We start from the raw sequence: 12,042 nt of genomic DNA, 5'->3' as shown, positions 1-12,042 counted from the left end.
TTGAAAATCACACAGAGTACATTTTTCTCACGAATCAACGAAAAGAGCGAATGTTTAGTCTCTTTCCCTTTTAAATAGTTTGTGATACACACTATTTTTATTGCAAATGTATACATATATTAGCCTTTGCAATGGATTTCTTCAGTTCTCTTGGAGGAGGGAGTGAAGAAGGCCACGGGTATGCGCGCACCTATAGCCCCATGCGCCATTTATGGCGCACAAAGGGCACTGTAACGCTTTCAATTTGCAGCATAATTTTCTTCTTAAATCGATCCCGATGTAAGGAATTGTGCAGCAGCAGGCGGATCAGGAGGTTTGCGTCGATCAATCGAAATCAACCATCATTTGGGAGGATGATATGGAGTGTTTTGATTTTAACGTAAGGTCAGGTTTGGGTTTGCTTGTGACCGGACTGGCTTTGACATTGATGTCCAGTGTGTCCAATGCTGCTGAATTTGGTCAGACGACCTTGCCCGGTGGCACAAGCGATATCAGGGCAGCAGAACTGCCGCCGGAGCCGGGGTTTTATCTGCTGGGTGGTGGTGTTGGTGTCTGGCAAAACATATTTACAGACAACAATGGCAATAACCAGTTTCCCGATACCTTCAACAAGGTCGGGCTTGTGAATTTTGGTGGTCTTTATGTGTATCCCGGCACGTTTTTAGGCGGTCGCCTCGCATCGTCATTCGTGATGTCGGCGGGCGATCACCGGCTTGTGGTGACCAAGACGCTCCCCGTCAATCTGACCGGCAAACACCAAGGTTTTTTTGATGCCTATTCCGATATGTTTATCTGGTCGAAAAGTTGGTATGACAAGCCCGTTGCTGGACAATCCGAGCCCCAAAATGCCTCCGGCGAGCCGGGCCTGCCAACGGGCTTCAGTTTTGCCATGGGACTTGGGATTGGTATTCCCATGGGGCAATTTGAAAAGACCAATGTGGTCTCCAATCTGGGTTTCAACACCTGGACATTGTCGCCCAACATCGCATTTACCTATCGCACCAAACCGATTCTGTTGGATGCGACTGAATTTTCGACCAAAATTTCCTATAACCATCCCTTCAACCGGGATGACTCAACAGGCGGTTTCACATATCGCGATGGGGATTACATCTCGGCAGATTTTGCGGTGACAGAGCGCTACAGTCGCTATCAATTCGGCCTTGCCGGCAATGTGCGCCAGCAGGTGACGGATGACCGGGGTACGCCCGCCATGCCTGCTACAAATGGTCAAAGGCTTTATTCCTTGCGGCTTGGCCCGGTTCTGGCCATCGATTTTCCAGAGGTCGGTGCCGGTCTGACATTCAAATATTTGCGCGATATTGATAGCCGAAATGCCTTTGAGGGGGATGCACTGCAAGTGAGCTTTGTCAAAAAGCTCTGGTAATAGTTGCAGAGCAGATGAGCCTGCCGGATGCTGGATTCCGGCGGTCTCTTCCTCTGTTTTTCATATTGCATGATTCCTTCAATCGGGATCGATTTAAAGAGAAAATTATGCGGCAGATTTAAAGCGTTACGGCATCCTTTGTGCGCCATATGGTGAGAGGCGCTGAAATCGCTTTTCTGAAAAAGGACAGGGCGTTTTCGTTCACGCGCGCCGGATCGGTCGGGCATTGTTGATAGACGGGGTTGCTATCGCCCGATGTTTTCATACCCTTGTCGCATTTCTCCTTGAAAACGAGGGAGCCGCTTGCCTTATAAGGTCAAATTTCTTAAGGACGCTCGGTGAATTTCTTGGAAAAGGCGTGACAAACATTGATCCAGACACCTTATTACCTGATCGACAAGAGCAAGCTGCTTCAAAACATGGAGAAGATTGCATTTTTGCGTGAAAAGTCTGGTGCCAAGGCACTGTTGGCGCTCAAATGCTTTGCCACATGGTCGGTATTTGATCTGATGCGCGAGTATATGGATGGCACCACGTCCTCCTCGCTCTACGAAGTGCGCCTTGGCCGTGAAAAATTCGGCAAGGAAACCCATGCTTATAGCGTGGCCTATGGCGATAACGAGATTGACGAGGTTGTCTCTCACGCCGACAAGATCATTTTCAATTCCATTGGCCAGCTGGAACGCTTTGCTGATAAGGCGTCGGGCATTACGCGCGGTTTGCGTCTGAACCCGCAGGTCAGCTCGTCGAGCTTTGATCTGGCCGATCCGGCCCGTCCGTTCAGCCGTCTGGGTGAATGGGATTTGCGCAAGGTTGAGCCGGTGATGGACCGCATCAGCGGGTTCATGATCCATAACAATTGCGAAAACAGCGATTTTGATCTGTTTGACAAAATGCTGGGCGAGATTGAAAGCCGCTTTGGGCCGCTACTCAAACGGGCCGAATGGGTCAGCCTTGGCGGCGGTATTCATTTCACCGGCGAGAATTATCCGATTGAGCGCTTTGCCGAACGCTTGAAGAAATTCTCGGGCGATTATGGTGTGCAGGTCTATCTCGAGCCGGGCGAAGCTTCGATTACCAAGAGCACCACGCTGGAAGTCACCGTGCTGGATACGCTCTATAATGGCAAGGATCTGGCCATTGTTGATAGCTCGATTGAAGCCCATATGCTGGATCTGTTGATCTATCGTGAAAAGGCCAAGATTGCGCCGAATGAGGGGCCGCATTCCTATATGATTTGTGGTAAATCATGCCTCGCAGGCGATGTGTTTGGTGAGTTTCAGTTTCCGCAGCCGTTGAAGATTGGCGATCGCATTTCTGTTCAGGATGCTGCGGGCTATACGATGGTGAAGAAAAACTGGTTCAACGGCGTGAAAATGCCAAGCATTGCCATCAAGGAACTGGATGGCAGCATCCGTACCGTTCGCGAATTCGACTATTCCGATTTTGAACAGAACCTTTCTTAAGGTTCTGACCCAGGTTTAACGCAAGGAGATCAGCAGGCATTATGAAGAAGAATGTTCTCATCATTGGCGCGGGCGGCGTCGCCCAGGTTGTTGCGCATAAATGCGCTCAGAATAATGATGTCCTCGGTGACATCAATATTGCATCGCGCACCAAGGCCAAGTGTGACTCCATCATTGCCAGCGTGCATGAAAAGAAGGCGATGAAACAGCCGGGTGTGCTTGAAGGCCACGCGCTGGATGCGCTTGACATCGAAGCCACCAAGGCTCTGATTCAGAAGACCGGCTCGCAAATCGTCATCAACGTTGGTACAGCCTTCCTCAACATGTCTGTGCTGCGTGCCTGCATGGATACCGGCGTAGCCTACATCGACACCGCCATTCACGAAGAGCCCAACAAGATCTGCGAAACCCCACCATGGTACGGCAACTATGAGTGGAAGCGGGCGGCTGAATGCGAAGAGAAGGGCATCACCGCCATTCTCGGCGCTGGCTTCGATCCGGGCGTGGTCAATGCCTATGCCAAGCTGGCCAAGGACGAGTACCTCGACAAGGTGACTGATGTTGACATCGTTGACATCAACGCTGGCAGCCATGGCAAGTATTTTGCCACCAATTTCGACCCCGAAATCAACTTCCGCGAATTCACGGGCGTTGTCTATTCGTGGCAGAAGGGCCAATGGCAGGTCAACAAGATGTTCGAAATCGGCAAGGATTACGACCTGCCGGTGGTTGGCACGCGCCGCGCCTATCTCTGCGGCCATGATGAAGTGCATTCGCTGGCCAAGAACATGGACGGTGCCGATGTGCGCTTCTGGATGGGCTTTGGCGATCACTATATCAACGTCTTTACCGTGCTGAAGAGCATTGGTCTTCTGTCGGAACAGCCGGTGAAACTGGCGGACGGCTCTGAAGTTGTGCCGCTGAAGGTGGTCAAGGCTTGCCTGCCTGATCCGTCATCGCTGGCACCAGACTATGAAGGCAAGACCTGCATTGGTGACTACGTGAAGGGTCTGAAGGACGGCAAGGAAAAGACCGTTTTCATCTACAACGTGGCCGACCACAAGGAAGCCTATAACGAAGTGGGCTCACAGGGTATTTCCTACACCGCAGGTGTGCCGCCCGTGGCTGCTGCCATGCTGGTGGCAACCGGCGAGTGGGATGTGAAGAAAATGGCGAACGTCGAAGAACTGCCACCACGGCCGTTCCTTAACATTCTCAACCATATCGGCCTGCCAACACGGATCAAAGACGAGGACGGCGACCGCGCTTTGGACTTCTCGTAAGATATAGAAGCGCCGGGCGTGTGATGCGTCCGGCGTTTTCAATTGTATTTGATGATGCGAGGTGGCTTGCGGGAGTGCAAAATCTTCGCGCTCACTCTCGACGTCATGCTTGGCCTTGTGCCAAGCATCTAATCACGCAAAATTCGTAAATAACATCAATGCTTTGATGCGCATTTTAAAGCCATGTGCGCGGAGCGTGTAACAAGCCTTTAGGGGCTTCGCCACCCCCTCATCCGGCTGCCGCCACCTTCTCCCCGATGGGGAGAAGAGACAAAGCGGATAGGTCTGAGCCTTCGTTTGAAGTTGAGCGAAAGGTTGCTTCGCACCTCTTCTCCCCAGCGGGGAGAAGTCCCCGGCAGGGGGATGAGGGGGCAAGCGACACATCAAAACGTTTGTTTCAGTTCCTTCAAGCAAGCCTGAATGGACTTACCCCTCAATCACCAACAACGTGCTGCCAGCACTCACATAGTCACCCTCAGCCGCCACAAGCCGCACGGTGCCTGCCGATGACGCGATGATCTGGGTTTCCATCTTCATGGCTTCCATCACTGTCAGCAAATCGCCCTCAGCAACAGTTGCTCCATTCTCGACCTTGAACGATTGCACAGTGCCGGAGATCGGAGCGGTGACGGCTCCCTTTTCCACGGGATTTACACCATTGGCGGCAGGCACAGAACCCCCGCCAAGACCACCAAGCCCCGCCAGCAATTGCGCCGGAATACCAAGCGCATGGCGCTTGCCGTCGATTTCTACATGGGTGCGGATCAGCGATGAATCATGGGCTGGCTCTGGCCGTTGCTCGGCTTGCGGCATCTCGGCAAAGTCAGTTTCGATCCAACGAGTATGAACGTTGAAACCCTGATCACCAATGAAATCACTGGCCTCCATGGCGGCGCGGTGGAAGGGCAGCACAGTTGCCACGCCCTCAATGTTGAATTCCTTTAACGCCCGACGCGCCCGCTTCAAGGCATCCTCACGGGTTGGCCCTGTGACAATCAATTTCGCCATCAGCGAATCGTAAACACCGGGAATGGTGGAGCCGCTTACCACGCCGCTATCGAGCCGCACGCCCGGGCCAGAAGGTGCCTCAAACCGGGTGATGGTGCCGGGCGTGGGCAGAAATCCGCGACCGGGATCTTCCGCATTGATGCGAAATTCGATGGAATGGCCGCGTGGAATGGGTGTTTCGGTGATACGCAGCGGTAGGCCTTCGGCAATGCGGAATTGCTCGATCACCAGATCAATCCCGGTGGTTTCTTCCGTCACGGGGTGTTCGACCTGAAGCCGGGTGTTGACTTCGAGGAAGGAGATTGTGCCGTCCACGCCGAGCAGAAACTCCACCGTGCCAGCACCGCTATAGCCAGCGGCGGCGCAAATTGCTTTGGCAGAGTCGTGGATGGATTGGCGCTGTGCGTCGCTCAAAAACGGGGCCGGGGCTTCTTCCACAAGCTTTTGATTTCGACGTTGCAAAGAGCAATCGCGGGTACCCAGCACCAGCACCGTGCCGTGCTTATCGGCCAGAATCTGTGCTTCAATATGGCGGGGGCGATCCAAAAAGCGCTCCAGAAAACATTCGCCACGGCCAAAGGCGGCAACCGCTTCGCGCACCGCCGAATCGTACGACTCGGAAATCTCTTCCATATGGCGCACCACCTTGATGCCGCGTCCGCCGCCGCCATGGGCGGCCTTGATGGCAACGGGAAGGCCATGCTGTTTGGCAAACTCAATCACTTCAGCGGCTGTTTCCACAGGGCCGTCGCTGCCAGCGGCCAAGGGTGCGCCAACCTTGAGCGCCAAACGGCGGGCAGCAACCTTATCGCCCAAGACCTCGATCACCTCTGGATAGGGGCCAATCCAGATGAGGCCGGCATCGATCACAGCGCGGGCAAATTCGGCCCGTTCCGACAAAAAGCCATAGCCGGGGTGAACGGCATCGGCACCAGAGCGCTTGGCGATAGTGATCAGCTTATCAATATCCAGATAGGTTTCTGCCGGACGCACGCCATCAAGGCCATAGGCCTCATCGGCCAGCGTCACAAACAGCGCGTCCATATCGGGATCGGCATAGACGGCAACCGATTGCAGGCCATAATCGCGACAGGCGCGGATAATGCGAACGGCAATCTCGCCCCGGTTGGCAATCAGAATTTTCTTCATGGCGTGTTCCTCTCTGTCTTTTTATGGCTTGTTCGGGGCAATCTCGCCAAAGGGCGCGATGGGCCGAAAACGGATTTTGGCATTGATCGGGATTTGTCCGGCCAGATCGAGATGATATTCGGCAACCGCGCCAATCACCGGATAGCCGCCCGTGAGCGGATGATCGGCCAAAAACAGCACCGGCTGGCCGCTATGGGGCACCTGAATGGCTCCCGTGGCCGTGCCTTCGCTGGGCAGTTCCTTGCTATCAAACCGCTCCAGCGCCACATCACCAGAGAGGCGGATACCCACGCGGCTGGATTGGGGCGTCACCTGCCAAAGCTGGTCGGTGAGGGTGCTCAGGCCGTTTTCGGTAAACCAGTCGGTGCGGGGGCCGAGAACCACGTCCAGTGTCACTACATCGCCCGCTGTGGGGAAGGCAAAGGCGGGGGCTTCGGTGAGTGAGACGCTGGTGAGGTTGGTCGTGTGTTCTGCCAACGCTAAAACTGTTCCAACAGTGACAGGATCAGGCCCAACAACGGCGAGTGTATCGGTGGCAGCACTGCCCAGTACGGGTTTCACTTTAAAACCACCGCGTACCGCCAGATAGCTGCGCATTCCAGCCGTGGGCTGGCCAAGGGTGACAACATCGCCTGCTTCCAAGGCAAGCGGTTGATAGGGTGACGCTTCCAGCACGCGGCCTTTGCTATCACGAATAGAGATAGGGCAGGGTGCGCCCGTGAAGGCAATCACCGCCCGCGCGGCACTCTCAAACGAGAAGCCTCCAAGCGTGATCTCAAGACAGGCGTTACCCACCGGATTGCCAACCACACGGTTGGCAGATTTCAAGGCCGATTGATCCAGCGCACCGGAGGCGGATACGCCTTGACCTGTTTGGCCAAAACGCCCCAAATCCTGAAACACCGCTGGCATAGGGGCTGCCAACACTTTAAAATGCGGCGCATCCACTGCTGTTGCGGCGCTTATGGCGCTGGTCTCGGTGGGAAGGTCATAAACCTTGGCTGATTTCGCCATATCGCTAAACCGCACCCGATGTCCAGGTTGAAATAGCGCTGGCGGATCGCGGCTCAAGTCCCACATTTTCAAAGGCGTCACGCCAATAATCTGCCAGCCGCCGGGGCTTGCTTGCGGATAAACACCGCTGAAATTGCCCGCCAGTGCCACGGCACCGGCAGGAATGCGGGTGCGCGGGCTTTTGCGGCGTGGCACATGCAAAGCAGGGTCGCCACCCACGAGATAGCCAAAGCCGGGGGCAAAGCCGCAGAAAGCAACGGTAAAGGTGCTCTCGGTATGGCGGCGGATCACCTCTTCGATACTTAAACCCGTCAGTTCGGCCACATCACTTAGATCTTCGCCGTCATAGGTGACGGGGATGTCGACCAAATGCTCAGATGGCTTCAGCTTGGCGGAGAGATCACGGGTGCTGATCTCGCTTGCCAAAGCTTCCGCGCTGATAATTTCTTGCTGATAGCGGATCATCAAAGTGCGGGCAGCAGGGACCATGTCCAGAATGCCCGCCACGGGATTGGCTTGCAGCGAGGCAAACAGCGCCAAGGTTTCGTCAAGATTGGCCAGCTCAATCAGGAGAGTTGTGAGGCTGACGGGGAGAAAACGCATGGACACCTCAGGCGTGATAGGCGGAATCGGGAATATCCGTGATGAACATGTGGCCCGGCGCATGGGTGATGGCGAAAGGCACACCGGAGGCCATCACTGCCGCTTGTGGCGTGACACCGCAGGCCCAGAACACCGGCACTTCACCGGGCTCAATCCGCACCGCATCGCCAAAGTCGGGTTTGGAGATGTCTGCAATGCCAATCAGCTCCGGTGCACCCACATGCACGGGTGATCCATGCACAGACGGAAAACGACCGGAAATCATCGCGGCATCAGCAACGCGATTGGCCGGAATCGGTCGCATGGACACAACCATATTGCCATGCAGGCGACCTGCGGGGCGGCAGGGCTGGTTGGTGAGATACATTGGCACATTGCACTTATCCGTCATGTGGCGGATTTCGATGCCAGCCTCCACCATCGGCGTCTCAAAGGTAAAGCTACAGCCAATCAAAAAGCTAACCAGATCAGGATGTTCCGCCCATGCTGCGGTGGCATCAGCGGTTTCTTCAGCCAACTTGCCATCGCGCCAGATGCGGTAAAGTGGAATATCTTTGCGAAGATCGGCACCTGCCGCCAAAATCGTGCTGTGCGAACCGGGATCAGACACATCCAGCACCGGGCAGGCTTTTGGATTGCGCTGGGCATAGAGCAGAAAATCAAAAGCCCAATCACGCGGCAGCACAATCATATTGGCCTGGGTAAAGCCGGGGGCAATGCCGGAGGTTGGCTCAATCTTACCGGCCCGATAGCTTTCGCGGGCAAGGCGGGCGGGTTCCACGTTCACGTGGCGGAGATGGTCCAGAGCAATCATCGGTCAAGCCTTTGCAAAGGGTTCAACAGCGATGCCACTCGCCTTGAACTGAGCTGCAATCTCGCGGGCAATGGCAACAGCGCCCGGGCTATCGCCATGGACGCAGATGGATTGCGCCGCAATTTTGATCACGCTGCCGTCAATGGCTTGCAGCGTGCCTTGGGTGGCAAGCTGCACCATGCGGCGGGCAATCTCATCGGCATCATGCAGCACGGCCCCAGCCTCGCGGCGGGACACAAGCTGGCCTTGCGGCGTATAGGCGCGATCGGCAAAGGCTTCTGCCACGGTGGCAAGACCGGATTTTTGCGCCAGTTCCAGAATGGGGGCATTGGCAAGGCCCATCAACACCAGCGAGGAATCAATCGCCTTGATGGCGTCAATCACGGCTTGGCCCTGCTTGGCGTCATTGGCAATGCGGTTATAGAGCGCGCCATGGGGTTTGACGTAGCGCACGGTGGTCCCAGCCGCCGCTGCAATGCCCTTGAGCGCACCGATCTGGTAGATCACATCGGCCACCAGTTCATCATAGGTCACGTCCATGTCGCGGCGGCCAAAGCCGACGCGATCAGGGTAGGAGACATGGGCACCGATGGAGACATTGTTCTCGGCAGCCGCCTTCACGGTTTTGAAAATACCGGACGGATCACCGGCATGAAAGCCGCAGGCAATATTGGCGCTGGAGACTATGGACAGCATGGCGCTATCATCGCCCATGCTCCACGCGCCAAAACTTTCGCCGAGGTCGCTGTTCAGATCAATCGATGCCATGGGATTTCCTCCTTATTTGCTCAAAAGCGCAAAGATAGGGCCAACAGAATTGGCGGCCATATACCATGTCAATGCACAGGTCAGCGCACCCAAAATCAACAGGGAGCGCGGATAGCGATAACCACCCATCAGATCAGAGCGTGCCCACCCGGCATAGATGAAAATGCTCAGGCCAATTGGCAGGATCAAGCCGTTCAGGCCACCGACAAACACCAGCATGGCGGCAGGCGTGGTGGTCATCAACACAAAGCACAGCAGCGAAAAGGCAATGAAGATCACTGTTGCAATGTTGCGGGCGTGTTCGCTCATGTCTCGTTTGAACACGGTGAGGAAGGACACCGACGTGTAAGCGGCACCAATGACGCTGGTGACGGCGGCTGCCCAGAAAATCAGACCAAACAGGCGAAGGCCCACCGAACCCGCGGCCGCCTGAAAAGCCTGCGCTGCGGGATTGGCAGCCTTGCCGGATACGTCGATGACAACGCCGCTGGCAACAACGCCGAGAATGGCAAGAAACAGCACATAGCGCATAATGCCCGTGGCAGCGATGCCGGTGAGGGCGGCGCGATTGACGGCTGGCAGGTTTTCAATGCCGACCATGCCGCGATCCAGCAGTCGGTGCGCGCCCGAATAGGTGATGTAACCACCCACAGTGCCGCCAACAATGGTGGTAATGGTGGCAAAGCTGATCGTGTCTGGCAAAATTGTCTGGCGCAGTGCCTCACCCAGCGGTGGATTGGAGGCGTAAGCGACATAAACCGTCAGCGCGATCATCATGATGCCTGCACCGACTATGAAGCGGTCGACAGCGACACCTGCGCGCTTTGATAGGAAAATGCCGATGGAAATCAGCGCGCTGATGGCACCGCCCCATTTGACATCAAGGCCGAACAGCGCATTCAGTCCAAGGCCCGTGCCGCCAATATTGCCGATGTTGAAAAACAGCCCGCCGATGATGACGAGCACCGCAAGAACATAGCCAGAGCCGGGAATGGCGGCATTGGCAATGTCGGAAGCGCGCATGCGGGTCAAGGTGACGATGCGCCAGATATTCAGCTGCACCACAAAATCAATCAGAATCGAGGCCAGAATGCCAAAGGCAAAAGCGGCTCCCATTTTAGAGGTGAATGTGGCCGTCTGGGTGATAAACCCCGGACCAATGGCCGATGTGGCCATGAGAAAGATAGCGGCAACCAGCGATGCGCGGCGCGATTTTGCGGTGTGTATCAATCCGCCGCTTGCTGCCTTCTGTGGGCCGCTTGCAGGCAATGAGCTCTGTTCCATGGAAGATCTCCGGTGAGCAGTCTTGTTCATTCGCCCCTCTGCGAATGATTCATCGAATTAATCTGCCATGTTTTACAAAATGGTCAATATTGTTCAACAATATTTCCGCAATTCTGCCGTATTGTGTATATTCGATGGGCGATTTGCTCAAATTTTAAGCGAAAACTGCCCGCTATTGGTGCAATATCGAGCCTTGAAACGGCTGTTGCTTGCCAGCACTCACCGGTCTGGTAATAGTCGGCCTATGGGAGATCAGCCGGACTCTTGAGAGAGATTTTGGCAGAAGGGACATGCATGACGCAGGATATAGCAAGCCTCACGCTCGCCGAGAGATTGGCGCAGCGTATTCGCAACAAGCTGATTGCGGGCGAATTGCGTCCCGGCCAAAGACTGTCTGAAGAAGCGCTCAGCGCCCGGCTTGATGTGTCGCGCAATTCGTTGCGCGAAGCCTTTCGCTTGCTGACCAAGGATGGTTTGTTGCGCCATGAGCCTAATCGCGGTGTGTTTGTTGCCACACCCAGCATGGCCTCGATTATCGATATTTATCGCGTGCGTCGATTGGTCGAGTGCAAGGCGCTTTCCCAATCCTATCCCAATCACCCGGCGGTTGCGCGTATGTGCGAGGCGGTAGATGTGGCGAAGGAGTGTCGCAGCAACCAGGACTGGATGGGCATTGGCAGCGCCAACATGGTCTTTCATGCTGCCATTGTTGATCTCGCCGACAGCGTGCGCCTTAGCGAATTTTATGCGCGCGTTGCTGCTGAACTTCGGCTGAGTTTTGGGCTTCTGGATGATCCGGAATTGCTGCATGTGCCTTACGTGGATCAGAATGCAGCGATTTTGGCGCTTCTTTTGGAAGGAAAACCGGCGGAAGCGGCCTCGGCACTGGAGGCCTACCTGATGTTGTCTGAGCGTACCGTTTTGGCCGCATTTGCGCGCACTGTTGAGCCTGCACGCTAGAGCATCGTGCCAAAAATTGGAATCCACAGTACACGACGCATAGGTTTTACCGTGTAGCTCACCCCCCTCTGTCCTGCCGGACATCTCCCCCTTGTGGGCAGGCCTATCGCATATGGTGAATGAGCTCGAGTAGGTATTTCTCGTTCCATGCGGCCTTTTTGAGTTTTCGTCGCATGGGAACCCTTTCTGGATGCATGGTGGCAATGTTGAGTGCGAGCCGTCGCATGATGGCAAGGTTTTGGGGCGCATTGTTCTTTCGTGAGCGCCCCGCATCTTCGGCAAAGACGGTATCAAGAACCCAGTGCA

At 55.3% G+C, this 12,042-nt stretch carries 10 protein-coding genes; 4 read left to right on the top strand and 6 right to left on the bottom strand.

Translation table 11 applies throughout. From position 1 onward, the window contains the following. Nucleotides 1–403 precede the first annotated feature (403 nt). The 3 genes from E6C51_RS15225 to E6C51_RS15215 all read left to right on the top strand — a co-directional run bounded on the left by E6C51_RS15225 (nt 404) and on the right by E6C51_RS15215 (nt 4,136). Nucleotides 404–1,387, top strand: a complete 984-nt coding sequence (locus tag E6C51_RS15225) for a SphA family protein (RefSeq protein ID WP_190236591.1) — start codon at nt 404–406, stop codon at nt 1,385–1,387. Nucleotides 1,388–1,755: 368 nt separating this feature from the next. Then, nucleotides 1,756–2,853, top strand: coding sequence for a carboxynorspermidine decarboxylase (gene nspC / locus E6C51_RS15220; RefSeq protein ID WP_146935050.1), 1,098 nt, complete (start codon nt 1,756–1,758; stop codon nt 2,851–2,853). Nucleotides 2,854–2,894: 41 nt separating this feature from the next. After that, nucleotides 2,895–4,136: a saccharopine dehydrogenase family protein gene (locus tag E6C51_RS15215; RefSeq protein ID WP_146935046.1), complete on the top strand. Its 1,242-nt coding sequence runs from the start codon at nt 2,895–2,897 to the stop codon at nt 4,134–4,136. A gap of 426 nt (nt 4,137–4,562) precedes the next feature. Here E6C51_RS15215 and E6C51_RS15210 read toward each other — a convergent pair whose 3' ends face one another. The 5 genes from E6C51_RS15210 to E6C51_RS15190 are packed head-to-tail and all read right to left on the bottom strand — an operon-like array spanning nt 4,563 to nt 10,776. After that, the gene (locus E6C51_RS15210) at nt 4,563–6,293 is read right to left on the bottom strand and encodes an acetyl/propionyl/methylcrotonyl-CoA carboxylase subunit alpha (protein WP_190236590.1); all 1,731 of its coding nucleotides are present in this window, start codon (nt 6,291–6,293) and stop codon (nt 4,563–4,565) included. Nucleotides 6,294–6,314: 21 nt separating this feature from the next. Beyond that, on the bottom strand, nt 6,315–7,910 hold the full coding sequence (locus E6C51_RS15205; protein WP_190236589.1) for a 5-oxoprolinase subunit B/C family protein: 1,596 nt from the start codon (nt 7,908–7,910) through the stop codon (nt 6,315–6,317). A 7-nt stretch (nt 7,911–7,917) separates the two neighbouring features. Further along, on the bottom strand, nt 7,918–8,724 hold the full coding sequence (locus tag E6C51_RS15200) for a putative hydro-lyase (protein WP_190236588.1): 807 nt from the start codon (nt 8,722–8,724) through the stop codon (nt 7,918–7,920). Nucleotides 8,725–8,727: 3 nt separating this feature from the next. Further along, nucleotides 8,728–9,492 (bottom strand): LamB/YcsF family protein, encoded by a 765-nt coding sequence (locus E6C51_RS15195; protein WP_190236587.1) that lies wholly within the window; start codon nt 9,490–9,492, stop codon nt 8,728–8,730. Between the two features lie 12 nt (nt 9,493–9,504). Continuing rightward, entirely contained in the window at nt 9,505–10,776 is a 1,272-nt protein-coding gene (locus E6C51_RS15190; RefSeq protein ID WP_190236586.1) for an NRAMP family divalent metal transporter, read from the bottom strand. A 294-nt stretch (nt 10,777–11,070) separates the two neighbouring features. Between E6C51_RS15190 and E6C51_RS15185 the strand changes: the two genes are divergently transcribed. Further along, nucleotides 11,071–11,736 (top strand): GntR family transcriptional regulator, encoded by a 666-nt coding sequence (locus tag E6C51_RS15185; RefSeq protein WP_190236585.1) that lies wholly within the window; start codon nt 11,071–11,073, stop codon nt 11,734–11,736. Nucleotides 11,737–11,839: 103 nt separating this feature from the next. Here the strand turns inward: E6C51_RS15185 and E6C51_RS20090 are convergent. After that, nucleotides 11,840–12,042: transposase (locus tag E6C51_RS20090; protein WP_407920820.1), on the bottom strand; the 203-nt coding region annotated here is incomplete at its 5' end.

The organism is Gillisella terrae, assembly GCF_004801395.1.
Taxonomy (GTDB): Bacteria; Pseudomonadota; Alphaproteobacteria; order Rhizobiales; family Rhizobiaceae; genus Allorhizobium; species Allorhizobium terrae.
Note: the sequence above shows the minus strand (reverse complement) of the source record. Positions and strands in the feature narration are given on the sequence as shown.